The organism is Prevotella sp. LCP21S3_D2, assembly GCF_052118345.1.
GTDB lineage: Bacteria > Bacteroidota > Bacteroidia > Bacteroidales > Bacteroidaceae > Prevotella.
The window spans coordinates 18,026-42,575 of sequence record NZ_JBQKHJ010000001.1; the positions used below are offsets into that span (position 1 = coordinate 18,026).

The 24,550-nt window shown below is 42.9% G+C and carries 20 protein-coding genes; 10 read left to right on the plus strand and 10 right to left on the minus strand.

Features of this window, described 5'->3' with window-relative positions; genetic code table 11:
• Together ACTQ16_RS00080 and ACTQ16_RS00085 are read left to right on the plus strand one after the other, a co-directional pair.
• Entirely contained in the window at positions 1-1,782 is a 1,782-nt protein-coding gene (locus ACTQ16_RS00080; RefSeq protein ID WP_441935443.1) for a restriction endonuclease FokI C-terminal domain-containing protein, read from the plus strand.
• A 10-nt stretch (positions 1,783-1,792) separates the two neighbouring features.
• Positions 1,793-2,962 (plus strand): DNA-methyltransferase, encoded by a 1,170-nt coding sequence (locus ACTQ16_RS00085; protein WP_441935445.1) that lies wholly within the window; start codon positions 1,793-1,795, stop codon positions 2,960-2,962.
• A gap of 589 nt (positions 2,963-3,551) precedes the next feature.
• Here the strand turns inward: ACTQ16_RS00085 and ACTQ16_RS00090 are convergent.
• The 4 genes from ACTQ16_RS00090 to ACTQ16_RS00105 form a co-directional block, all read right to left on the minus strand.
• Positions 3,552-5,117, minus strand: coding sequence for an ATP-binding protein (locus ACTQ16_RS00090; RefSeq protein ID WP_441935447.1), 1,566 nt, complete (start codon positions 5,115-5,117; stop codon positions 3,552-3,554).
• Between the two features lie 324 nt (positions 5,118-5,441).
• Positions 5,442-5,645: a hypothetical protein gene (locus ACTQ16_RS00095; protein ID WP_118117227.1), complete on the minus strand. Its 204-nt coding sequence runs from the start codon at positions 5,643-5,645 to the stop codon at positions 5,442-5,444.
• 177 nt (positions 5,646-5,822) lie between these two features.
• Positions 5,823-6,128, minus strand: a complete 306-nt coding sequence (locus tag ACTQ16_RS00100) for a DUF3990 domain-containing protein (protein ID WP_441935449.1) — start codon at positions 6,126-6,128, stop codon at positions 5,823-5,825.
• A 9-nt stretch (positions 6,129-6,137) separates the two neighbouring features.
• The gene (locus ACTQ16_RS00105; RefSeq protein ID WP_441935451.1) at positions 6,138-6,617 is read right to left on the minus strand and encodes a helix-turn-helix domain-containing protein; all 480 of its coding nucleotides are present in this window, start codon (positions 6,615-6,617) and stop codon (positions 6,138-6,140) included.
• 281 nt (positions 6,618-6,898) lie between these two features.
• Between ACTQ16_RS00105 and ACTQ16_RS00110 the strand changes: the two genes are divergently transcribed.
• The 3 genes from ACTQ16_RS00110 to ACTQ16_RS00120 all read left to right on the plus strand — a co-directional run bounded on the left by ACTQ16_RS00110 (position 6,899) and on the right by ACTQ16_RS00120 (position 9,060).
• Complete coding sequence (locus ACTQ16_RS00110; protein WP_441935453.1) at positions 6,899-7,219, plus strand: hypothetical protein; 321 nt, start codon at positions 6,899-6,901, stop codon at positions 7,217-7,219.
• A gap of 227 nt (positions 7,220-7,446) precedes the next feature.
• The gene (locus tag ACTQ16_RS00115) at positions 7,447-8,661 is read left to right on the plus strand and encodes an ATP-binding protein (RefSeq protein ID WP_441935455.1); all 1,215 of its coding nucleotides are present in this window, start codon (positions 7,447-7,449) and stop codon (positions 8,659-8,661) included.
• 18 nt (positions 8,662-8,679) lie between these two features.
• Positions 8,680-9,060 carry a nitroreductase family protein gene (locus ACTQ16_RS00120; protein ID WP_441935457.1) on the plus strand — a complete coding sequence of 127 codons (381 nt, stop codon included), beginning with the start codon at positions 8,680-8,682 and terminating at the stop codon, positions 9,058-9,060.
• Positions 9,061-9,084: 24 nt separating this feature from the next.
• Here the strand turns inward: ACTQ16_RS00120 and ACTQ16_RS00125 are convergent, their stop codons facing one another.
• The 4 genes from ACTQ16_RS00125 to ACTQ16_RS00140 form a co-directional block, all read right to left on the minus strand.
• Positions 9,085-9,954 (minus strand): DUF7281 domain-containing protein, encoded by an 870-nt coding sequence (locus tag ACTQ16_RS00125; protein ID WP_441935459.1) that lies wholly within the window; start codon positions 9,952-9,954, stop codon positions 9,085-9,087.
• Between the two features lie 64 nt (positions 9,955-10,018).
• The gene (locus tag ACTQ16_RS00130) at positions 10,019-13,705 is read right to left on the minus strand and encodes an ATP-binding protein (RefSeq protein WP_441935461.1); all 3,687 of its coding nucleotides are present in this window, start codon (positions 13,703-13,705) and stop codon (positions 10,019-10,021) included.
• Positions 13,702-14,262 carry a condensin complex protein MksE gene (locus ACTQ16_RS00135; protein WP_441935854.1) on the minus strand — a complete coding sequence of 187 codons (561 nt, stop codon included), beginning with the start codon at positions 14,260-14,262 and terminating at the stop codon, positions 13,702-13,704. The genes ACTQ16_RS00130 and ACTQ16_RS00135 overlap by 4 nt, the downstream gene beginning before the upstream one ends.
• Positions 14,263-14,308: 46 nt before the next feature.
• Positions 14,309-15,508: a hypothetical protein gene (locus ACTQ16_RS00140; RefSeq protein WP_441935463.1), complete on the minus strand. Its 1,200-nt coding sequence runs from the start codon at positions 15,506-15,508 to the stop codon at positions 14,309-14,311.
• A 212-nt stretch (positions 15,509-15,720) separates the two neighbouring features.
• On the opposite strand from ACTQ16_RS00140, the gene ACTQ16_RS00145 reads away from it, so the two are divergent.
• Positions 15,721-17,664, plus strand: coding sequence for a MutS-related protein (locus tag ACTQ16_RS00145; protein ID WP_441935465.1), 1,944 nt, complete (start codon positions 15,721-15,723; stop codon positions 17,662-17,664).
• Positions 17,665-17,881: 217 nt separating this feature from the next.
• Here the strand turns inward: ACTQ16_RS00145 and greA are convergent, their stop codons facing one another.
• A complete protein-coding gene (greA, locus tag ACTQ16_RS00150; protein ID WP_089544955.1) occupies positions 17,882-18,346 on the minus strand; it encodes a transcription elongation factor GreA in 465 nt (154 codons plus the stop codon).
• 222 nt (positions 18,347-18,568) lie between these two features.
• Between greA and ACTQ16_RS00155 the strand changes: the two genes are divergently transcribed.
• Positions 18,569-20,137: a PepSY domain-containing protein gene (locus tag ACTQ16_RS00155; protein WP_441935467.1), complete on the plus strand. Its 1,569-nt coding sequence runs from the start codon at positions 18,569-18,571 to the stop codon at positions 20,135-20,137.
• Positions 20,138-20,320: 183 nt separating this feature from the next.
• Here ACTQ16_RS00155 and ACTQ16_RS00160 read toward each other — a convergent pair whose 3' ends face one another.
• Positions 20,321-21,454, minus strand: a complete 1,134-nt coding sequence (locus ACTQ16_RS00160; protein ID WP_441935469.1) for a 5-methyltetrahydropteroyltriglutamate--homocysteine S-methyltransferase — start codon at positions 21,452-21,454, stop codon at positions 20,321-20,323.
• Between the two features lie 249 nt (positions 21,455-21,703).
• On the opposite strand from ACTQ16_RS00160, the gene ACTQ16_RS00165 reads away from it, so the two are divergent.
• From ACTQ16_RS00165 to ACTQ16_RS00175, 3 genes are all read left to right on the plus strand, one after another.
• Positions 21,704-22,180: an Lrp/AsnC family transcriptional regulator gene (locus ACTQ16_RS00165; protein WP_118141730.1), complete on the plus strand. Its 477-nt coding sequence runs from the start codon at positions 21,704-21,706 to the stop codon at positions 22,178-22,180.
• Between the two features lie 11 nt (positions 22,181-22,191).
• A complete protein-coding gene (locus tag ACTQ16_RS00170) occupies positions 22,192-22,890 on the plus strand; it encodes a M15 family metallopeptidase (RefSeq protein ID WP_441192244.1) in 699 nt (232 codons plus the stop codon).
• 474 nt (positions 22,891-23,364) lie between these two features.
• Positions 23,365-24,486, plus strand: a complete 1,122-nt coding sequence (locus ACTQ16_RS00175; protein ID WP_441935471.1) for a DUF3810 domain-containing protein — start codon at positions 23,365-23,367, stop codon at positions 24,484-24,486.
• The last annotated feature ends 64 nt before the right edge of the window (positions 24,487-24,550 follow it).

The following is a 24,550-nucleotide window of genomic DNA, read 5'->3' on the forward strand; positions in this document are numbered from 1 at the left end:
ATGGCAACAAGAACTTTCGGTTGGATTCAAAATCCTTCATCCACGGACACTCTAAAAGACATTCTCGGGCTTTTTGTCCAAGGCTCGAAATTCCATACCTATATGACAGAAGAAAGATTGCCTCTGTTGGCTAGCGCAGGACTATTCCAAACACCCAATCTTTACTTGGAGTTTCAAAAAATTCTCAGAGCGAACAAACCTATTGCATATAATGTCCTTAAAGGAAAAGGAGCTGGAGGTGGAAGCAGAAAAAACGCCAAATGCTCTGGACTTGCCCAAGCTGCGGTAACAGGACAACAATGCCAAACATATACCATTGACAACAAAATTGTAAAAATAAAGAAACCATATACTGACGACTGGACAGCAGATGGTTTTATAAGATGGGCAGTATCTCTCGGCTTTCTCAACTACAACTATTCAGATGATACTTGCAGTATAACACCATTAGGCATAGACTTTGTCAATGCAGAAAACACAAAAGAGAAGAACGACATATTAGGCCGAGCTTTTTTGTCGTATCCACCTGTATGCAGAGTCATGGGATTATTATGCAAATACCAACACATGACCAAGTTTGAAATTGGAGCGAAACTTGGATTCACCGACGAAGCTGGTTTCACCTCTTTTCCACAGAACATTTGGGTTCAGGCCTACGAGGAAGCTACAGATGCTAACGAAAAGAAGAAACTACGCTCTGACACCGAAGGCTCTTCAGATAAGTATGCCCGCATGATTTGCAACTGGCTTGAATCCATCGGTTGGGTAAGCAAGAAACCGAAAACCGTAAAGGAAACTTTTGGCTCGAAAACATACGAATGCGAGATTACATCTGCATTTGAAATAACCGCAATGGGCATCATCAATTACAGGAAAGCCATAGGTATGTCGAAAAGTCCAAGAATCCCGAAAATTGTGTATAGAGAGATGTTGGCAAGCAGAGCATCTGATGCCAATTATCTGCGAATGCGCAGAACTTTAATCATAGAATTTCTAAGTAAGCACAAAGCCAAAACTATAGAAGAGATTGTATCCTTCCTTGCCACCAAGGGCATTCTAGAAAAAGCCACGACCATCAGAGACGACATGACGGGGCTCATTAATATCGGCTTGGACATTGAGAACGAAGGCGATACCTTCAAACTCAGAGACATCATTACGAAACTAAGGTTCTACGAGGAAAATATAACGAAAGAAACAACAGATGCCGTTGTCGTAAAAGACAGAGCAAGAGTTAGATTGCATAATATCAATCACAAATATCTCACGCTCATTGATTACGCATTTTCGGGCAAGAACAATTGCACTGAATTTGAAATTTACACCATAGACTTGCTTGTCAACGAACTTGCATTCAATGGAATTCATCTTGGGGGTACAAGAAAACCTGATGGTATTTTCGATTATAATCAACAAGGCATTATCATTGACAATAAAGCATACTCTAAAGGATTTACCATAACCAGAAGTATGGCTGACGAAATGGTAAGATACGTACAAGAGAACAACGACAGAAACCCAGAACGAAACAAAACCCAATGGTGGTTAAACTTTGGCGACAATGTCAATCACTTTAATTTCGTCTTCATCTCTTCAATGTTCAAAGGCGAGGTAAGACACATGCTCAACAACATCAAACAGAGTACAGGAGTTGACGGTTGCGTACTTACAGCAGAAAACTTATTGTATTTTGCCGATGCCATCAAAGGTGGTACCGTAAAACGAACGGACTTCATAAACTTGTTTGGAAAGAATGACGAACTGGTATATCCATACAATTAAAAAAAAGAAAATGGAAGAATTTATATTAAGAAAAGGAGATTGTATGCAAGAGCTATCTCTTATAGACCAAACAATAGACATGGTATTCGCTGACCCTCCCTATTTTTTATCTACAGGAAATGGGACTGTAAAAATTGGCAATAGATATGTCAGCTTCGACAAGGGAGAGTGGGACCACATTCGCTCCAAGGAAGAGATATATCAATTCAATTACAAATGGCTTTCACTTTGCAGAAAAGTACTGAAAGATTCTGGAACAATCTGGGTTTGTGGTACTTACCACAATATTTACGAAGTAGCAAACTGCATGAAAGACTTAGGATTCAAGATTCTAAATATGATAGTATGGCAAAAGGCTGACCCTCCCAAAACGCTCACAGAACAGCGCTTTAATTTCTCAGCCGAATACATTATTTGGGCAAGAAAATGCGAGAAAGTTCCTCACTATTTCAATTACCAACTGATGGAAGCCATGAATAATGGTGTCCATATGCCAGATGTGTGGAAACTGCCCGCACCAGGAACATGGGAAAAGGTTTATGGCAAACATCCAACCCAAAAGCCTTTACGACTCCTGTACCGTATCATTTTGGCTTCAACACGAACTGGAGAAACCATCTTAGACCCATTCGCCGGGAGCTGTACGACAGGCATAGCTGCAAACTTACTGGGCAGAAACTTTATTGGCATTGAACAAGAAGAGAAATACATAAGATTAGGACTAAAGCGAAAAGCAGAAATCGAGGAGAAAGCAAAAGCCGAGCAAATCTTCAAGCATATGTCTGAGAATCCAAATGAAGTACAAGTTCTTGTAAATCATGTCAGAGCCAGCCTCTTACCAACAATGATAGAAAAAGGAATTACCTATATGCGAGCAGGAGACTCCAAAGGCTCAATATTGGTTACCCCAGGATTTGAGCGGATGGGGTATATATTGTTACATACAGGTGGAGAAAATTGTCATTTATTCAAACTAAGGCAGCAAGGCTGTTTTCAAATTTGGACAAAAGAAACTTTGGAGGCACAAGGATTTCATCCCGAACATGCTTCTTATTATATGGTTCTTCATTTTGACAACCATAAAGAAATTCCTTTTTCTACTTTGCCCAAGCTTAGACAAGGAATCAACACATATCGTTCTAAGATAAGACCACTAAGTGATTTTATTGGAACAAAATAATAATACATAACAAAACAATTCATCACATGTATAAAAAACAGACTTTACCTTTTCCTTCAGCCGGAGATTATTGGTTCTGGACAAGAGGTAATCTTGTTATCGCACTTTTTCTGGCAACAACCACGAAACGTAACCGTTGCATATTTTGCAACGGTTCAAAAAGCACATAATCCGCTCTCGTTGACAAAGATCAACTTATACCAGTGCTTTGCTGCTATTCCATCCTTCCTTATACCAGTCACTACCCATACGTCGTGTTTCACGACACAAGGGTAGTAACAGGCAAGAATAAGGATGGAACTGCAGCATAACGTTTCCAACAGATGCTGTTTATCCTCTTCTCGCTCTTGACAACTTATGTGGTAGATGTAGAAGTGCACAGTTCGAAACATCTTAGTATAGTCTTCAAAAGAGCTAATTGAAGTTGTCAGAAGAGTTACAATCTGTTTTTAGAAGATATAGCTCCTAAGACCGCACATCAGCTGTTGTGCGGTTGCACATCAACTGTTGTGCACATGTCGCCCAGCTGTTATGCATGCGTGTTTCAGCTGATGTGCGTTCTCTTTTTACAAGAGGCTAACTAACCATATCATTTCTCTTCAATTATCCAATCCTCAATATTTCCCTGGGTAGAATCAAAGTTGATGCCCACTTTCACAATTGGTTTGCCACAAAGCGCAAAGCGCTGGGCATAGTTCTTGAGGTTGATTTGCTGCAAAGCCGTCTGGGCTTCCCTGTTCAGCTTCAGCTCTATGATATAGAGACGGATGTCGGTCAACAGCACGATATCTACCCTTCCATTAGGAGTGTGCACTTCTACATCTACCACATAGCCAGTCAAAAGCGAGAAGATGATAAACAGCATCTGCTGGTAATGACCTTCATGGTTGGTGACATTGCAATATGGCACAGTTCCCAGAAAGGTCTGGAGCAGCTGTAATGCTCCGTCCATATCATTCTGACGGATAAGCACAGACATCTGAGCGATGGTGACATCTCCATTCTGGGCAAACATTCCTTCCAGATAGTTAGGAAGAAGACTCTCGAACAATCCAACTTTGATTTCCTTGTTCGGCAAATCAAGAGTATAGAGCTTGCTGGTCTTGTCATAATCTTTGATGGTAAGATAGCCACTTTGGTATAGCAAAGGGGTTATGGCCGTCATGTTCTCTGTCGGGGCATCAAAGGCTGATGATTTGGCATACATTTTTCCAAGAGTTGCCGGCAAGACATGAAACTTCCGCATCATGTTAATCAGGTAGGTTGGAGTGCCGGAAGCGAACCAGTATGAACCGAAATCCTGATTGGCAAAGCAGTTGAGCAGACTGAACGGATTGAATATATCTGACGATTGGGCAGAGAAACGATAACCATCATAGTTCATTTTCAGTTCTTCGATGGCAGTTTCTCTTGTGGAGCCTAGCGATTTTGCCAATTCATCAATGTCGTCCGACATCTGGGTGAGCAGCTCCTCCTTGGTGATTCCACATATTCCCGCATATTCCCTGTTCATCGAAATATTGGTGATATTATTCAGTTCGCTGAAGATGCTGAGTTGCGAAAACCTGGTGATACCGGTGAGGAAGACAAAGCGGAGATATGGGTCGCAATCCTTCAATGGACTATAGAAATTACGCATGATATTGCGAAGATCCTTGAGATTGTCATCCTCGTGTGCCACATCAAGAAGAGGAGCATCGTATTCATCGATGAGCACGACCACCTTCTTTCCCGTTCGTCTGTACACATTCATAATCAGGTTTGCCAATCTCACATTCGGATCAACAGCATCATTTTCTATACCAAACTTCTTTTCATTCAAGCCGATGATATAGAGCAGGTATCTTTCCAGTTGCTCCTTCTCCATGTGTTTGCCCATAGCCATACTGAAATGGAGTACAGGATATTCTGTCCATTCCTGCTCCAGCTTTTCAATGGCAAGTCCCTTAAAGAGTTCTTTCTTTCCTTCGAAATAACTCTGTAACGTAGATACAAGCAAAGACTTTCCGAAACGGCGGGGGCGTCCCAGAAATATATAGTTGCTGTCAGAATGTGTCATGCGGTAAACATATTCTGTCTTGTCGATATAGAGCCGGTCTTCCGTGCGAATCTTATCGAAGGTTTGTATTCCTATAGGATATCTTTTTCTTGCCATAATTCTACGCTTGATGATATTACAACTGCTTATCTTGCATAAAGCCACTGCAAAGATACGAAGTTTTTTTGGAAACTCTATTAAAAAAGAAGAAATATTGGGTTATCATTTTCAACAATAACTCTCGGGAAGATATTTATCTCATTTTTCCCAAAACAAAAAAGGACTTGAAGAAGATGTTTCATATTTTGACTATAAGGTTTTCTTTTATTGGGACATGGCGCAGTGATTTGCGCCATGCTTTTTTGTTGGGTTATGGAAGAGAATGCGGTATACCCCATTCAATAGGGTTCAACATACCTAAAATGTACAAACGGCAGTCTGCTAACAAAGTTCCTCTGTCAAATAACGAGAGGCCAAAGCTTCTATGTCTATCTTGTCTGATTTTTGAATTTCTTCAATGACAGCGTCTGTGCAATCATCATTCATTACCACACCTACAGCTTCGCTTGGAGTAAGGTTACATTCTTTTGCTATATAACAAGCAATTTCACCTAATACATTTTCATAATTATACTTATTTCCCATATTCTCAATCTTTAATGAGTTCATTAATAGCCTTTTGTGTACAAAAGCAATATTGTATATAGCTAAGTCCAAATTGGGATATTCTGGAAACCAGAATACTCAAGTTACTTTCATCAAGATAAGCTTCCCCACATTGGCGTATATAGTTTTTTATTTCTTGATCAATGAAGGCATCTGCTACGGGCCAATAACAATATCGTAGTCATGCTTGAATCCGCTTTCTTCCCTGTTCTGGAGAATGAACTTTGCCCATTCTGTTGTAAATCCTTCAAAGATTTTAATTTGAAGTCCTTTTTTCTCACCTATATTAGGATAAAACAGAAACGCATTGACTGTAATTTTTCCTCCATGAAGAAAAGTGCTGCGTTTGCCCATTTGCCAAGCTCTTTTCCAATTTGGAGTGAGATAGAATCCTTTGCCAAAATCGTTTTTCCCTTTGCATTTTGGTGAGATTAGGAGTAAGAATCTCTGTATAACTTCCATGCAGCAATCTCATGACGCCATTACCCTCCTTTCCTTTTTCTTAGCTTTTGCAATATGGTTATTGCAGATACGAGTCAAATCCTCAATGATCTGTTCCCTTGGCTGAGTCTGCTCTATTTCCCAATTCTCCTCCAAAAATCTGATGCCTTGATTTTTTTGGAGGAAGTTGAAAGCTTTCTGCTTGGTAATTTTCTTATCTTCTGCAAACCAGCAAGCTGCAACTGTGACAAAGATTGTTACCTTCATCATGGTCTCTGCTGACGGATACTGACTGTCTATATACACACTCAGTTTCTCGCCCATAGCTTCCAGGAGGACAGAAGCATCATCTATAGAGATATTGGTCTTGCCACTCTCAATTTTACTGATGCTGCTTTTGCCCAATCCCACATATTTTCCAAGAGCCTCTTGCGATAGCCCTTTTTCCTGACGAACTTTTTTCACTATGCCTCCCAGGATATTATCCGTATTATCGAATTTCTTTTTCATATCTGTTCTTTTTGGAGCAAAAATAGCCAAAGTTTCCCAAACGAGCAACTTTTTTAACTTAAAGTTGTATAAAAAAGACTTGAAGAAGATATTTCATATTTTGCCTACATGTTTCAAAAAGATATATGTCTATCTTCAGACGCTGATGTCCTGAAACAGGATATAAATCGCATTGCACAATATGCCATGCATGCATATTGCATTTTCGCATTGTTTTCGCTGGCATTTTCTGTTTGCGGACAAGCGGGCTTATCCTTCAGAACAACGGACAGATTACCCAAATGGCTTCCATACTCACCTGGACAGAAAGCACGATGGGCCTGATTTCCTTCATCGCCTCCCTGGTAGCCGGCTGTCATCTGTGCAGCAAACACAGGGACAACATGCGCAAACTGGGCATAGCCCTTGTCCTGGTTTTCATCGCATGGCTGCTATGCTCGAATCTCCTCCCTGCGGCAGTGTTTTATCTGGCAGACAACACCCGGCAGACAGCCTTCATCAGCGTGAACATCATCAGTATGATAACAACGACATCGGCTTATATATACGCATACTATAGGATGTTTCGGGCGATAAAAACGATAGGATGTTTCGGGCAATAAAACTAAATAAATACAAATTCTCGGATATACAGATTATAGAAAGGTTATCAGTTCTACAGAAAGAAATTTGCAATGCACTGCAAATTTCACCAAGAAACACAAGAAATTTGCAATACACTGCAAATTTCCCGAAAAAGTTTCGTATATTTGCAGCGCATTTCATTTTTAGCAATCAAGATAGAATGCAAAAGGAATAGCAAAGTGAATAAATAGAACATAAAGAGAATATGATAGAGCGTAAAGAATACATGAATCTCCTGGAGAAATGGAGAGACAAGAAGGCCATCAAGGTAGTAACAGGCATACGACGCTGTGGCAAGTCATCGCTGCTGAGGATGTTTAGGGAGAAACTTCTCTCGGACGGAGTATCCGAAGAACAAGTACAGAACCTCAACTTCGAGGATCTCGACAACGAACCGTTCCTCGACTATAAATTTTTGTACGCGCACGTAAAGCAGAACCTGTGCCCAGACAAGATGAACTATCTTTTCTTTGACGAGATACAGATGGTGGAAAATTTCCAGAAAGTGATAGACAGCCTGTTCCTGCTAGACAACGTAGACATTTACGTTACTGGCAGCAATGCCTACCTGCTCTCTGGCGAAATAGCCACCCTGCTCACCGGAAGATACATCGAAATCAAACTCTTCCCTTTCTCCTTCCGAGAATTCATGCAGACGCAGCCTGCCCATACTTCCCGAGAGCTTGCCTATCGCCAATACATCGAACTGGGTTCCTTCCCATACATTCCCCAAATCAGCCAAGACCGAGAGATGGTGCGTGAATACCTGTCAGGTCTCTACAACACCATCGTACTGAAAGATGTGGTGAGCCGCAAAAAGATAACCGATGTGATGATGTTGCAAAGTGTGGTAAGATTCCTTGCTGACAATATAGGCAACATATCCGTAATCAAGCGCATCAGCGATACCATGACCTCGCTGGGCAGAAAGACTACATCTCATACGATAGAAAACTACGTCTCTGCCCTCACCGACAGCTATATCTTCTACCCAGTGCAGAGATATGATGCCAAGGGTAAGCAGCTATTGAAGACTGGACAGAAACTTTATCTTGCCGACGTAGGTCTGCGCCAAGTCATCAATGGCACCAAAGGTGGCGACTTGGGGCACGTACTGGAGAACATCGTGTATCTGGAACTAGCACGACGAGGCGGAGAAATCTATGTAGGCAAAGCCGGTGATGCAGAGATAGACTTCGTGGTAATCATTGGTGAGCACAAGGAATACTATCAGGTATCGCTCAGCGTAAGGGATGAGACCACGATGCAGAGAGAATTGGCACCCCTAAAGTCCATCTCCGACAATTTTCCAAAACATCTGCTCACCCTGGACAACGACCCCGTCCTGTTTCATGATGGAATCAAGCAAGAATATGTGCTCGACTGGCTTATGGAATGCTATGATTCGCCTAAAAAATAAGACTCACATAGAAAAGCAATGATGGAAAAGAATCAGATTTTTGAAAATATTATGAGCCGTACATCGGTGAGAAGTTATACAGACATGCCACCACTCGCCATCGTGGTTTGCGGATGCCTTGACAAGACGCTGGAAGGCACAGAGCAGGAGTTCTGGATTCAAGACTGTTCGGCAGCCACGGAGAACATCCTGCTGATGGCTCACGGCCTGGGACTTGGCGGAGTATGGACAGCCCTCTACCCCCTAAAAGAACGATACAAGGGAATGCAGCAACTACTGCATCTGCCCAAGACGATGATTCCGCTCAACACCCTCATCATCGGATATCCGAAGAATCAGGTAGCAGCAAAGGATAAGTGGAAAGAGGAGAATATTTCCTATAATTATTATCAGAAATAATCTCCATCAGGAATCATATCCCTATCATCTTATATACCCCTCCTGCTCATATCCCCTGCGATAATGATGAATCATATTGACCAGCGGCTGAAGGCGGACATCCGTTACTGCCATATTCCTGAATCTGGCATATTGCTGATTGTAAAGCGCGGCATTGCCTTCGGCCAATCTTTCCTCGATATCAGATGGCACCAGGAAGGAAGACCGATTACCCAGATAGGCATAAAACTCTGAAAGATAGATATGAACTCCTGCCAAATCAAAATCGCCGAAATGAATGTAATGATTGGGAATACGGAGAAGCCATGACCTGAGATGCTCCAGGTTTTTCTGTGGATAACGGCAGACAAACAGGAGTTGCCTACCAGGAAACAGGGCATCGAAAAGCCAATGCTGCAACCGAATCTGCATGAAATTCTCAGCATTCTCCATACCCACAACTATCACGTCTTCCGGTATCTCGAAACGATCCGGCTGATTGATGAAAACGGAACTGCCCTCCATCGGATGAAGTATGAATGGCTTTCCATCAAGCATAGCATCTATCTGAACATAGCAATCTACCAGAAAGCCACGAAATGTATTCACCTTCTTAGCCTTTGAATCACCTACCATCCTAACCATATCTGCCCTCGTCTGCATAGAGGAAGAAGCAGAAATCCATTCTTCTAAAGAACATTTCAAGCCAAACTCCTGCGATAACAGGGTACGGCAACTCTCTCGCATGGCCTCGACAATACGATATTTACATCTACTCCCATTGCTCTTTAACATCAACAATCCTTCCTGCATCAGCAAAGCCGTCATACGAGGAGACAGCTTCGACGAAGCAATCTCCTCACCCTTCAACATCGCTAATATCTGTCGGGCATCGCCCAATCCTAACTTTTCCATATCATCAAGTATTTCATATCATCAAATGTTTCATATCATCCGATATTTCTACACGCAAGAGGTTTTATAATCTCTTAATCAATTGAGTCACCTTAGTATAAGCCCTATTGTCTTTACTGAGCAGATAGGTATATTTATAATCCTCCACATTATAGGTAGTTGGCGAACTGTTCACCAGCAGGATGTTGCGGCGATTGGCAAAGTCGAGGATTCCCTTCACGTTGTTAGGATGCAACTTGCCTATCTCGTCCATCATGCAATGAATCTTGAAATCGCCCGATTTCTTCGATGCTTTCTCCTTAAACACATTGATGAGCATGATATTAACCATCGCCTTCACCAAAATGTCGGTGCCATCAGAACCCACATTCGCTATCTTCTCTACCCATCCCGTATCATTGTCATTTTCTTTGATGCGGAACTCCAACTTGAAGGTGTCAGCCACCTGCAACTGCTTGCGGTTAGGCTCATCCAGAAGTCCCTTCATAAAGGCAAGCAGATATTTCACCGCCTTGGCATTCACATCCTGTCGTGACTCAGTGGCAAAGAGATCCATCTCTCCCATATTGAATTGATTTTCTTCTGCAAAGTCTCTGATACGCAAGAGGAGAAGCATCAACTGGTCGTTGGTCTTCAACGGGCGCAAGGCGATTTCCCTGATAACACCTGCGAAATTCCGCTCCTCGAAATCGTGGTTGATATCGTTGATGGTCTTGCCGATATCGCCTTCCCGACGGGTCAGATCGCCCACTTCCTTGGAGATTCGGAAGATGATATCGGTATATCTTCCACTGATGCGCTTCTGATACTCCGAGATTTTATCATTCTCCACAAACTCGCAGAGATTGGATGCGAAAGCGATGAACTCCTCTTCCGTTACCGGACTTACATTGAAATGGAAGGTGTTGTGAGCAGAGAACATACCTAAGAATTGCTGAGATTGCTTCTTGAAGTTGTCGAGCGAACGACCATCCTCATAGATTTGGCGCTTCAATTCTTCCACGATAGTCAGACAATCCTTGGTAGTGATTTTCTCCTCTATTTCATTACTTTCCAATGGGCACAAGGTTTCGTCACGTCTAAAACTCCTCACTGCATTCAATCCTGCATCCAGCTTTTTCAAAGCAGTCTGCTGCTTAGTCAGTTGACTCTGTGCCTCAGATAATTGCAATTGAAGGCGTCCACTGCGCTGCCTGAATTTATCCTCGAGCATAGTCTTAGCCTCAGCCTTGTTTTTTCGATTCTTTCTTACGGCAGGTTCTTGGTCAAAAAGTTCTATCTTTTCATTCCTGTAAACCGCCACCACATCACGATTCTTTCTGATATATGTCAACTCAGCATCCAGTTCTGCTATGCGCTTGTTGTAAGCATCCAAAGTCTGGGTATCCATACCCTTACCATGCAGTTCATCGCGCTGGGCTTTCAGGAGTTCCTGCTTGCGAGCATCCACCTGGTTCTGCTTCTCTTCTATCTGCGCCTGAATATCGTTGGCAAAGACTTCAAAAGTCTGTGTTTCCTGCTTAACCTGTCTGTTGTATTCCGCTTGGAGAGCTTTTAGCTTGCGCTGCAAATCCGTCTCCAGTTGGTGTTTATTCTCTTCCTTCTTCACCTTATCGGCAACCAGTGCATTCTGCTTATCTTCCAATTCAGCCAGCTGTTGGCTGCGCCATTTTTCCAAACGTTTTTCCAACTCCAGCGCTTGCATTTTGAGTTTTTTTTCCGTCTGAGGCAGCAGTTGCATTTCTGCCTTTTTAGCATGAAGCGATTCATTCAGCTTTCTTATCTGAAGCAGATATTTTCCCTTCAAGGTTTTATGATTCTCCTCATGCTGGTTCAGCAAATCATTCAGCTGCTTGATAATGTCAGCACGAAGCTGTTCCTTTTCAGCGAGTTGCTCCTTCAATTCCTTGGGAGTTCTGAATTTTCGCTCTACGGCAGTCAGATTGATATTTACGCCATAGAGAGAAGCCGCTGATGAAGATGATGACAATGCAGATGAATCAGCAACCAATTGCGGATTCAATACATCATTATATAGTATCGTTTCTTCATCCACCACTTTTCCGATATTCTCCTGCCATCCCTTCCTGTTTTGATCGAGCCATTCAGAAAACGAACCTTTGCTCTTGTCCAGAAGATTCTGAATTTTCCGGATTTCATCCTCCACATCAGTTTTCTGCTTTTTGGGAGCATCGAGCGATGCCTGATATTTCAGTTCAGCTATTTCCAATTCCTTCTCGGCTTCCTGACGCAAGGTTTCAATGCGCAGTTCCACTTCCCTTTTCTCGGTTTCTACCTGAATTTGTCTGGCTGTAAATTCAGCAAACTCCTTTTCGTTCGTCTCCATCTCCTGGGCAAAAGGATTCTCGTGAGCCACCTTCGCCTTCTGTATCTTCAAAGCAGTTTCATCATGCACCAGTTGCGCAATCATCTCATCCACAGACGAAGTTTTTTCCCTGAACACCTCACGGGTTTCCATTTCTGCCTTTCTCAATTCTTGCAACAGCGTTTCCTTCTGGGTCACCAAGGCAGCCTGATGCTCATTGAGCAAAGTGGCCTTGTTGTTTCTGAAGGCACGCAAATCCATATCAAGCTGTTCGAGCAGAGCCCTATACTTATCCACCACATTCTGATAAGATTTCTCCAGTTCCGCCTTCATTGCAACCTGCCGCTTGCGCTCTTCTTCGATGATGGTTTCCTGCTCTACTCGCTGCAAGATATCTTCTATATGAATTTCCTCATAATACTTGCGTTTGGCGGCGGTTGTCTTCAGTTTATCATCAAGCACTCCCAATTCACGAGAGAGTTTATCACGCTCCTTTCCATATTTTTCCTGTTCCTCACTTATCAGGCGATTAACCCGATTACACTCCGCTTCACTTTCTTGAATATCAAGACGATATTGTGGCAGGAGTTCCTGTGCCACACGCTCTGCATAATTGAGTTCCTTACGTCCCTCACTAATCCTTCGCCGATTATTCAGTAAGGTGCGATAAGCATCTATTACCTTATCAGCCATCCTGCGAACCTGCACCTCGCCATTCTTCTCCTTCTTTGTCCAAAGGCTTACGTCCTTATATTCCTGTTCAAACTCCTTGATCTGTTCACGATAAAAGTTGAGATCAATGCAGTTATCCTCATCACTCATCGAGCGGATAATGGTATTCTTGATGAAATCGGCATCCAATTTGGTATTGAGGAAGACATTCTGGATAGTGCGAGGGATATTCTGATACTTGGCACTCTCGACAATGGCATACTTGCGAAAAGGCTGAAGTTCCAGGCGACGATTGTTGCCGAAGATGATGTCACGATACATCTCATAACTGCTTACGAGCGAAGATATATCATGTTTCTTATTACCCACCTGCTCACGTATCTGGTTCCACTCGCCATACACCTGTTTATGCTCATCGATAAACCATTTGCTATCAAACGGGGCATCGATGAAACGGAACATCACTCGTCCCTGATTCTTCAAGGCAAGAACACAATAAGCCCCATTCTCACGCATCACCTCATAGACAATGTATGAATTGGGATTAGGAAAATAAAAGGCATCAAACGATTTCTTCTCCTTCGGGATACCCAAGTGCAACCTATCAGCATTATAGAAAAACAGCAGCGCACGGAGCAAGGTACTCTTGCCCACACCCTGAGTACCGATGAAATGGACATTTCCATCGAGTTTCACCTCAGCGTATGGGATATGGGCACTATTCAGAAAAATGATTTTATTCAGATATCTCATGGCTGTTCCTCCTCTTCTTTTTCTTCAGTATCATCGGTAATAGATATGCAATCTATCAACTCCTCGATATAATGGAATGAAGCCAATACCTTCCAGGTTTTCTCCACTTCATCCTGCTGCTCAACGAATCCCATTCTCTCCAATTCGCTAATCAGTTTTTCCACTATCTCATCATATGATTTTTTCTCGCTGAAGAGTTTTCCTGCCAATTCCTTCAGTTCCATATCGCAATTGATTCTCACCACGATATCTGCCGCAGAGAATACCAAACCTGATCCGAAGGCAGAATTATAAGTCTTCAGAAAGGTGAGATAATCTATCCACTTGCTCACCGCTTCCAACTTGCGCTGCAAATCCACTTTCGTTTCCTTGCGAGTGAAAAAGAAATAACCATCACCCGCTTCCAGATGAAAACCGATACCATTGAAATATTCATCATATTCAGTCTGTTGCTCATCTATGGCATCATAATATCGCTTAATTTTCGTCTGAACACTATTGTTGGAAATAAATCCGCCTCTGCTCAGAATATTAAAGATTTCTTCTGTATAGTTCAATTTATTCATTGTTCTGTCTTCTTTTATCGTAGAAAGAATCGTATTTTTATCTCGGAAGTATCACAGGATATTCCACTCCGTCAGCCTCTGCATAATTGCCTGTAAATTTCAACTTATCCACATATTGCGAAGCTATCTGGCAAAAATACACGAGCTTATCTTCCCGGCTTTGTTTTTTATCATATTGATAATTCAGCACGAAGGCGAAGAGATGGGTACTCGATGCCGAAAAGGCATTATAGATTTCCTGCAGATTCACAGCCTCCAACTTCTGTTTGTTACCTTTAAGATAATCATCTGGGATAGGTTCTGCAAGATGATCCAGCCGTCGTCCCTTTCTCTTTTTTAGCTTTTCAGAAAGAATATTGATACATTGCAAAGCCTCATCGGATGTACGAAGATTATCTATCGACAACTTGATGTAATACTTAGGTTGCGGTTCCATCCAGACAGCATTTCGACCAGCAACGACCTGTCTTACATCCGTGGCTTCCTCCCACCTAAACTGATCTTTCAGATATTTCAGTTTCTTCACCTTTTCGAAGATGCGATTCTGATAATCTATCCTATTGAGGTACTGGATAATCTGGCGTTCTATCTCCAGCAGATTATGATAAGACTCGTTGAGCTGCAGGCGCACATCATTCACCACGTTTTTCATCCGCACATCCATCGCTATGGAGAAGAAGACGGGCTGATCGGTATCTATCACCCGTTCGCTCTCGGTGATGAGCTGAGATATGTTCTTCAACTTCTCGCTCAGTCGCTGGAGTTTCGTTTTCTTGATTTCGTAATTAGGCTCATTCTTATAAGTATTATCCATATTACGCTTCAAATCCAACACATTTCGAACGGTGGCAAGGGCTATGGTCTTCAGGCACCGGCGCACCTCCTTGAGATACTTATATTTTCGGGATTCGTTATTTTCCTTGAGATAATAGTCGATATTCTCATTCAACACAGAGATGTAATCACGCACTGAAGAAACGTTGATTTCCTCGTTTACTTCCAGCACATCCTCGAAGAATTTCTGATACACATCCTCCATCTCAAGGCAGTCGCCCGTATCACGAATCACTCCATTTTCTATCAAATATCGGATACGCTCCTCCTTATATTCGGTCATTTCCAAAGCATAGTCATAACGAAACTGAAGGGAATGTCGCTTGGCAAACATCTCCTTCAGCAAAACCTTTTCCCGGTCAAGAGTTTTTAGCAATTCATCTATAGAATGGAAAGTACCCATTGGCTTGTCATTTAAATAGCTATTTTTTATTTCGGTGCTAAATTACTTATTTTTTATAGAACAGCCAAATTTTCATAGCTCTTTTTACTGCCAAGGGGTCATAAAAGCAAGATTCCTATCACGAATATAAGTATAAAAGACTTAAAATGAGAGAATTTATTTTGGAAATCTAGTTTTTATCCCTAATTTTGCACATCAAAAAAAGAAAAAGTATGAGTATCAAGGAGAATTATCAACAATATGTAAGCCGATATGCTTCTGAGGTGGCAGCCTTGAAGCGTAAGAATACGGGATTTATAACGGGCGAACTGCTGGCTTTTGGCGGCATCATCGCCTTCCTGATCTGCTATTTCGCATTGGATGGAGATACGCAGAACTATCTGTTGGGGGCGGCGCTGTGCCTGATTGCATATCTGGGAATCAGACGACTTGACGACAAAAATAAGGAGAAGATAGAACATCTTTCGGCTTTGCTCAAGGTTTATCAGGATGAAATCAAGGCTTTGGAGGGCGATTTCTCGCCTTTCGAAACGGGCGATTGCTATCAGAATCCGCAGCATCCTTATTCCTTCGACCTCGATGTCTTCGGCAAGAGTTCGCTGTTCAACCGCATCTGCCGAACCATCACATCGGGCGGTTCGGAGGCACTCGCCAGGAATCTTACCCGGGAAACGCCTTTGAATATGGAAGATATCAAAAGAAGAAGGGATTTGCAGAAGGAACTGGCTGGAGAAGGCGAAAACTGGCGAATGGAATTCCTGGCACTTGGCGAAAAGAACAGAAGCCAAACTTCGGATGGCAAAATGGTGAATGGCAAGATGAAGAAGATTGATTCTGCTGCGGTGGTGGATGCGATGCAGAAGGTTTCGAAGATGGAGGTGCCGGCATGGTTTGGATCTCCGATTTCGCTCGTTATCGGATGGATGATGATTATCGGAGTCATCGGTTCCGTGATTTTATCGATATGCGATATGGTTTCGGTGGATTTCACCCTGTGGTGGGTGTTGGTTCAATACATGGTGGTATTCTTCGTCTGCAAGCAGACACTTGACAAGATAGACAGCAATGGCGGCAAGCTTCGCCATCAGCTCATCGCCTATGCTCAGATACTTCAGCTTATCAACAGGCGCAATTTCCATAGCGAATCAGGCAAGGAGATGCAGGATTCCCTAGCAGATGCCCTGCCTTCCTTTGCCCAACTGGAAAAGATATTGAAGGGGTATGACAGAAGAGGCAACAAACTCGCTAATTTCTTCACCGATGCCTTCATGCTGAGCGATTTCTTCCTGGTTCGCAGTTTCCTGAAATGGAAGAATACCTATATGGTGAAGATGGAGGAATGGATGCATATCATCAGCGAGATGGATGCAATGGTTTCGATGGCGGATTTCAGATATAATCATCCGGAGGCTGAAGAGGCGGAATTTGTTTCGGGAAGTCCGGAAGCAGATACTGAAAGCGATGTTTCTGAAAATGCAGGAATCGGAAGTCCGGAAATCGTGTTCGAGGGTAAGAATCTCTATCATCCTTTCCTGGGTGCCAAGGCGGTGAAGAACGATTTCACCATCAAGGACGACAACTATTATATCATCACCGGAGCCAACATGGCGGGAAAGAGTACCTTCCTGCGTTCGCTGGGCGTGAACTATATCCTGGCAATGGCGGGTATGCCGGTGTTTGCGGATCAGCTGAAGATTTCCCGTTTCAGATTGTTCTCGAGCATGAGAACCACCGATGATTTGACGCATGGCATCTCTTACTTTAATGCTGAGCTGATAAGACTGGAGGAGCTGCTGAAGTTCTGCAGGGAAAGTGCAGAGGGAAAGTGCTGCAAGGAAAGTGGAGAAGACAATAAGGAGCCACTCCGAACGCTGATTATTCTGGATGAGATTCTGAAGGGAACGAATTCATTGGATAAGCTGAATGGTTCGAGAAAGTTCCTCGAAGCCATCGCCAAGCAGCCGGTGAGCGGTATCATCGCTACCCACGATTTGGAACTCTCCAAGATGGAGAATGATGCATCAGGGAAATTCCACAACTATTGTTTCGAGATAGATTTGGGCACGGATGTTACCTATACTTATAAGATACAGAAGGGCGTAGCAAGAAACCAGAATGCCACCTTCTTACTGAATAAGATTCTGGAGAAATATTAGAATAAAAAGAGAAGAGGGTGTGTCATAAAGCCTGCCCTCTGCTGTTTTTAGGCACGGATTACACGGATTACACGGATTTTTCATGAGGCTATAATCGTATTATTTACATTAGCGGCATAAATCCGTGTAATCCGTGCCTTATCTATACCCTAGGCAAGATACTTATGACACACCCTCTTTCCTTTTAAATAATACATGATAGCTCTACACTATCCAGTTATAACTCAACGCTATCCAGGCGGAATTTCAGCAAGCCGGCTGGCACCTTTACCATTACCTCATCACCTGCCTTCTTACCCAGAAGGGCCTTGGCGATAGGCGACTTGATAGAGATTTTTCCACTATGCAAATCAGCCTCGTGAGGATTTACGATAACATAACTCATGCTGCACTTGTTGGCGAGATTGGTAATCTTAATCTTGCTCAGCAAGCCAACGGTATCACTCTTCAACCGAGACTTGTCAATGACACGGGCATTCTCCAAAACCTTCTGTTTGAAGCTGATACGGCTCAACAGTTTGCCCTGCTCACGTTTGGCAGCATGATACTCGAAATTCTCGCTGAGGTCACCCTTATCACGAGCCTCAGCAATCGCATCACGAACGGCTGGCAACTCTACGTTAACCATGTGTTGAAGTTCGGCCACGAGCTCATCGTAGCCTTCTTGAGACATATATTCCATTTTTCCTTGTTTTCTAGTTTCTTTTTGTTCTTGATGAATGATGATTTTTAATTTCGGGGTGCAAAGTTACTAGTAAATCACGAAATCACCAAACTTTTTTAGTGAAAAAGTGATGAAACTAAAGATTAGAAAAAAACAGAGGCATCCTAAATCATTATTTTTGGGTATTGCAGAATTCCATAAATCTTCTTACCTTTGCACTCCAATTATAGAATTACAAAAATGAGAGATAAAAAGAAGAAACATTTTACTTGGAAGAAATACCATCGTTGGTTCGGACTTGTACTGTCAGTATTCATGTTGGTATTCTGCGTATCAGGCATTATTCTGAATCATCGCCAGCTTTTCGCCGGTTGTGAGGTAAGCAGAAGTCTAATGCCATCGGCTTATCATATCAAGAATTTCAACAACGGCATCATCAAGGGTTCTATCAAGACATCTGATGATTCCATTCTGGCGTATGGTTATGGTGGCGTATGGCTTACCGATGCAGAGATGAAAACCTGGAAAGACTTTAATAAGGGATTACCCAAGAACGTGGATGGCAGGAATATCCGCAACATGGTACAGACGAAAAACGGAGAAATCTGGTGTGCAGCCATGATGGATGTATATCGCTTTGATGGAAAAGAATGGAAGATGTTTCCGCTCGCAGATAATGAAGAGCGAATCGCTGACATTACATTGACCAAAGACAGCACAAGCATCATCGCCATAACCCGTTCTGCCGTTTATGAAATATCTGGTAAGAAGACGGATGCAACCAACGAAAAGAGGGATGCGATCAGCAAAAAGACGAATATTACCCGCAAAATCATCGGTCAACCGGAAGGTTTTGTTCCGGAAGTTACCCTTTTCAAGACCGTTTGGAACCTGCATAGCGGTGCTTTCTTCGGATTAGCCGGAAGATTGGTGGTGGATGCCATCGCCATCGTACTTATCATCCTTTCGATAACGGGCATCATCCTTTTCATTCTTCCTTACCGTATCCGCCGACAGAAGAGATTACAGGCAAGAGAAAAGATGCAGAAGCTTGGCAAACAGATGGTTTTCCATGCCAAATGGCATAATAAAGTAGGATACACGACTATCATCCTTACGCTTTGGCTGTCAATAACAGGTATGTGTCTCCGTCCACCATTGATGATACCTCTGGCGATGAACAAAACCACAGAAAAGGTGAAGGATGGAAATGTCTGGCACGATAAACTTCGCGCTATCCGATGGGATGCAGCAGAAGACAACTGGCTTGTTTCTACCTCAGAAGGATTTCTGAGAGTGGATGAGCATTTCCAGCATAAACCTATCTTATTAAATAAGGAGAAGGCACCAAAGGTAAGTCCGATGGGAGTAAATGTTTTCGAGAGTGACGGCAAGGGTGGCTGGCTGATAGGATCATTCAGCGGCATGTTCCGTTGGAATCCGGAAAAGAATCTGATAGTAGATTATTTTACGGGGAAAGCAAACCAAGGAAAATCGATGATTCCGATTTCCAGTTCTTTGGTCAGCGGTTATTCCAAGGACTTCTTTGGAGGAAAAGAAGTGATTTTCGATTATAGCAAAGGGGCGAGCTTAGGTGAAACAGCATCTACCCCAGAGTTGCTTTCTGCCACCCCCATGTCGCTTTGGAATGTGGCTTTAGAACTCCATGTGGGTAGATGCTATTCTCCATTCTTAGGGCCTCTTTCCGACCTTTTCGTCTTCATCTCCGGCTTGCTGATTACGCTGGTTTTGCTTTCCGGCTATATCTTATTAAAAAGGAGGAAGAAGAAAGGGCAAAAGCATTTATAATTCATTGGTATATAAAGCTTTTGCCCTTACTGGGCGACATTCTTGCTTATGCGTAACCCAGGGCGCTGCCCTGGGCTAGGAGCTTCTGCCCTTTACCTTTCCTTTCGGCCGGTGACCGTTGGTTCAGGGCGTGTAGGGCTAACTTACAAAAGCTCAGGGTGTGTAGAGTTTTAATAATACCTTTTATTCTCCCCAAACTTCCTCAGAAATCTCTCTAACCAGATCTATTTTTGCCCATTGCTCAGCATCGGTCAGTTTATTGCCAATCTCACAAGAGGCAAAACCGCATTGAGGACTGAGGCTTAAGCGATTGAGAGAAATATACTTGGCAGCTTCGTGGATTCTGGCGATGACCGTAGCCTTATCCTCCAACACAGGAGATTTAGAGGTTACCAAACCCAGAACCACCTTCTTGCCATCTGCCACATATTTCAATGGTTCGAAACCGCCCGAACGCTCATCGTCATACTCCAGATAGAAGGTATCTACATCTTCATGAGCGAAGAGATAAGGAGCCACGGCATCATAGGCACCCTTGGTGGCATAGCAGGAATGATAATTGCCACGGCATACGTGGGTGTTGATAGTCAATCCTTCCGGTTTGCCCTCGATGGCAAGGTTGTTCACCTTCAGATATTGCAGGGCTTCCTGTTCAAGGGTGAAGCCGTTGCTAACCTTTGCTTTCCAGTAATCGCTATCCACAATCATTCCCCAGGTGCAATCATCCAGCTGGATGGTGCGGCAACCGGCTGCATAGATTTCCTGGAAGAAGGTGCGATAAGCCTGGGCAATATCCTCAATCAGCTGGGTGGTATTAGGATAGAACTTGCGGGTATTCTCGGCATTCTTGCCACGAAACAGTTCCGCAAGAAACTGTGCAGGAGCCGGAACCGTCTGCTTTGCCTCGAAGATATACTCACCCTCGGCATCCAACTCCTCAAACTGCTTCACAAACAGAAAATCCTTGATAAAAGGATGATTCTCGCCGGTAATCTTGCCGGTCAGCTGAATAGACCCCTTGGTTGTCTCCTCGCCATGAAACTGATAGCCATGCTCCAGTTCGATATGTTCCACACCATTGAATCCCCACATAAAGTCGAGATGCCAATAGCTGCGGCGGAACTCGCCATCGGTGATATAAGGCAGATGATGCGCCTTCTGCTGCTTGACGACCTCTGTTATCAGACGGTCTTCGATGCTGCGAAGGTCGGTGGCAGAAATCTTGCCATCAGCAAACTTGGCTCTTGCTTCCTTCAACTCTGCAGGGCGCAAATAGCTGCCCACTGCCTCAAAATGTATATTTCTTGCGTTGCTCATTATTTTATCTCCTATATTTTTTAATGATGAATGACTCTTAATTTGCCATTATGAACGATTCTTAATTAGTCATTATCGGATGATGAACGGCTCTTTGCATCCGGAATTGCGAGTGCAAAGGTAAGAAGAAGAATTTTATCTGCCAAATATTCTCCGTAATTCAGAAAAATATACTATCTTTGCAGCGAATTAAGTAAATCAGCAGAATATTATTCTGCAAAAATGAATAAAATCAGTAATAAAGAAACAATGGCTACAGAAGAAAATCTCGACGAAATCGACATTAAAATACTGAAGTTATTGCAGCAGAACTCCCGACTCACCGTCAAGGAACTTGCCGCAAGAGTACACCTCTCCCCTTCTCCCACCTTCGAACGACAGAAGCGATTGGAGCGTGAGGGATACATCCAGCGATATGGAGCGATAGTAGATCATCACAAGATGGGACACAACGTGATTGTGCTCTGTAATATCCGATTGAAACAACACACCCATGATTTGATTCAGCAATTCATGGATACCGTGCAAACCATCGACCAGATTACGGAATGCTACAACACCACCGGTGATTACGATTTCCAGATCAAGGTGTATGCCCGCGACATGAAAGCCTATCAGGACTTCATGCTCAACACCCTGGGAAATATCGACTGCATCGGAAGTCTCCATAGCATCATCGTGATTGGAGAAATCAAGGATTCGCATTATATTCCCGTAGCAAAATAAGGAGAAACGTTATGACTGCAAAAAGGATTTTAATAATATGCCTGTTTATTTCCATGCTTTTCTGCCTTCCATCCAAGGCACAGAAACCAGGAGATATCGTCAGCGAACAAACCATCAGAAAACTGGGAGAGAAGCATTTCTTCTCCATTTCCCCTATTCCTGATGAAATTTTCTACCTGATGCAAGGGAAGACATACAAGAAGAACTGTACCATGGCAAGAAGTGAACTGAGATACCTGCGATGCCTCCACGTGGATAAAGACGGCAGGAAGATAGTGGGCGAAATGGTGGTGAACAAGGCGATAGCGACAGATGTGCTCGCTATTCTCAAAAGACTCTACGAGGCTCAATATCCGATAGAGCGGATGAGACTCATCGACTATTGGGATGCAGACGACGAAAGGGCGATGAGAGCCAACAACTCCTCCAGTTTCAACTTCCGTTTCATCTCGCATACCCATACCGTATCGAAGCATGGAAAAGGACTTGCCATCGACATCAACACTCTCTATAACCCCTACCACAAACGACTGAAAAACGGCAAGGATGTGGTGGAGCCAGCCACTGGCCGTCCCTATCTGGACCGCAGCAAGCATCATGTTTATATGATCAAGAAAGGCGACCTCTGCTACCGCCTCTTCAAGGCGAAAGGATTCCGATGGGGAGGTGATTGGAAACATAGCAAGGATTACCAGCACTTCGAGAAATAAGAATTCCCAATAAGATTTTGAGAAAAGACATAAAGAAGATACTAAAAAGAAGACATAAAAAAGGCTATGCCCACGTTGTATCCCCTAAATAACAACTATTGGCATAGCCTTTAATTATCCTTCATTATCTTTTTTATTTTTATAATGAAATACAATTCAATCTTTTCTAACCTAATATAGAGAATTTTTTAGTTATACCAAATTGAATTATAATCTCTACGTTCATCTTCCTCATTATAGAGGTTTTCGTACTCAAGGTTTTTTGCCTCAAAGGCTTCACGTGTTTGTTTCATAATAATACCTCCTATCTTCTTATTTATAAACTCATTATAGTTTTCATTAGCAAAAATAGTAAAAAAACAAATAGGTCATGTCAATATTTCAGAAAACTTTTGTAATTTTGCACAGTGGGAGCAAAAAGTGCAAAACTCTCGCTCCATCATACCATATTTTACATCTTTAAAAAGAAGCGTCATGAAGATATTGCCTGTCTTACGGATTCATAAAATCAAGTGGCGACATTGGTTACTTTTAGCATTGTTCCTCCTCGTCACCCTTACCAAGATGATTCCTCTTTGGGGATTCCTCTATACCACTCGCATCTATCCGGTTATCGGAAAGCTACTCTCTCCCGTTTCCGGAATCTTTCCTTTTGCTGTAGGCGATATTTTCATCGCTCTCAGTATCGCATGGGTTATTCTCTATCCGATATACGAGATAGGATGGAGAAAGAAAAAGGGTGTTTTCGGAAAAGTGATAGAGTATCTGCTTTGGGTATACGTATGGTTTTATATGGCTTGGGGATTGAACTATTCTCAGCCGAACATCTATAATAGAATAGGTATGAAGCCCGTAGAAGTAAGCGAAACCAAATTCAAGGCATTTGCCTACCAATATGCTGATACGCTCAACCGGTTAAGTGAAGAACGAAGAGTGAAGAGTGAAAAAATCAATAGTATTGTGGATAATGATTTGAAGAATCGGGTGAAAGATGCGATACTGACAGAATATAATAAAATAGGATATCAGGAAGGTATCAACCCACCTTTTAACCAGAACCCGCATGTGAAGACGATGGTATTCACCCCACTCAGTTCTATGGCAGGCGTCACCGGAAGCATGGGTCCTTTCTTCTGCGAATTTACGCTGAACGGAGATATTCGCTCTCATGACTATCCAGCCACATACGCTCACGAATTTGCCCATTTCCTGGGAGTGGCAAACGAAGGAGAGGCGAATTTCTACAGTTATATCGTATGCACCGCATCAGAAGATAAAGCGGTGAGATTCAGCGGATACTACCACATTTTCTTCCATGTATTAAATAATGTATTCAATATTCTTGGTGAAAAGGAGGGCGAAAAATTCCTAAAGCACATCCGACCGGAGATTATCCAATTGGCAAGAAGCGACCGCCAGTATTGGATCAGCAAGCGATGCAAGGCGTTGGATTCCGCTCAGGATTTCATCTTCGACCTCTACCTCAAGGGCAATCATGTGACAGAAGGCAGAAAGAGCTATTCGGGGGTCATCGGATTGATTCTTGCCTGGGAAGAAAAGAAAGCAATTCTGAATTATCAACAAGATAAAAAATAGGAAAAAGACGGTTGATGCATATTCCTGCACCAACCGCCATTCGCATATACCTGAATAGAAAGTA

Coding starts and splice junctions, on each gene's coding strand:
- ACTQ16_RS00080 (WP_441935443.1), top strand. CDS start 1: ATGGCAACAAGAACTTTCGGTTGGATTCAAAATCCTTCATCCACGGAC.
- ACTQ16_RS00085 (WP_441935445.1), top strand. CDS start 1,793: ATGGAAGAATTTATATTAAGAAAAGGAGATTGTATGCAAGAGCTATCT.
- ACTQ16_RS00090 (WP_441935447.1), bottom strand. CDS start 5,117: ATGGCAAGAAAAAGATATCCTATAGGAATACAAACCTTCGATAAGATT.
- ACTQ16_RS00095 (WP_118117227.1), bottom strand. CDS start 5,645: ATGGGAAATAAGTATAATTATGAAAATGTATTAGGTGAAATTGCTTGT.
- ACTQ16_RS00100 (WP_441935449.1), bottom strand. CDS start 6,128: ATGGAAGTTATACAGAGATTCTTACTCCTAATCTCACCAAAATGCAAA.
- ACTQ16_RS00105 (WP_441935451.1), bottom strand. CDS start 6,617: ATGAAAAAGAAATTCGATAATACGGATAATATCCTGGGAGGCATAGTG.
- ACTQ16_RS00110 (WP_441935453.1), top strand. CDS start 6,899: ATGGCTTCCATACTCACCTGGACAGAAAGCACGATGGGCCTGATTTCC.
- ACTQ16_RS00115 (WP_441935455.1), top strand. CDS start 7,447: ATGATAGAGCGTAAAGAATACATGAATCTCCTGGAGAAATGGAGAGAC.
- ACTQ16_RS00120 (WP_441935457.1), top strand. CDS start 8,680: ATGATGGAAAAGAATCAGATTTTTGAAAATATTATGAGCCGTACATCG.
- ACTQ16_RS00125 (WP_441935459.1), bottom strand. CDS start 9,954: ATGGAAAAGTTAGGATTGGGCGATGCCCGACAGATATTAGCGATGTTG.
- ACTQ16_RS00130 (WP_441935461.1), bottom strand. CDS start 13,705: ATGAGATATCTGAATAAAATCATTTTTCTGAATAGTGCCCATATCCCA.
- ACTQ16_RS00140 (WP_441935463.1), bottom strand. CDS start 15,508: ATGGGTACTTTCCATTCTATAGATGAATTGCTAAAAACTCTTGACCGG.
- ACTQ16_RS00145 (WP_441935465.1), top strand. CDS start 15,721: ATGAGTATCAAGGAGAATTATCAACAATATGTAAGCCGATATGCTTCT.
- greA (WP_089544955.1), bottom strand. CDS start 18,346: ATGGAATATATGTCTCAAGAAGGCTACGATGAGCTCGTGGCCGAACTT.
- ACTQ16_RS00155 (WP_441935467.1), top strand. CDS start 18,569: ATGAGAGATAAAAAGAAGAAACATTTTACTTGGAAGAAATACCATCGT.
- ACTQ16_RS00160 (WP_441935469.1), bottom strand. CDS start 21,454: ATGAGCAACGCAAGAAATATACATTTTGAGGCAGTGGGCAGCTATTTG.
- ACTQ16_RS00165 (WP_118141730.1), top strand. CDS start 21,704: ATGGCTACAGAAGAAAATCTCGACGAAATCGACATTAAAATACTGAAG.
- ACTQ16_RS00170 (WP_441192244.1), top strand. CDS start 22,192: ATGACTGCAAAAAGGATTTTAATAATATGCCTGTTTATTTCCATGCTT.
- ACTQ16_RS00175 (WP_441935471.1), top strand. CDS start 23,365: ATGAAGATATTGCCTGTCTTACGGATTCATAAAATCAAGTGGCGACAT.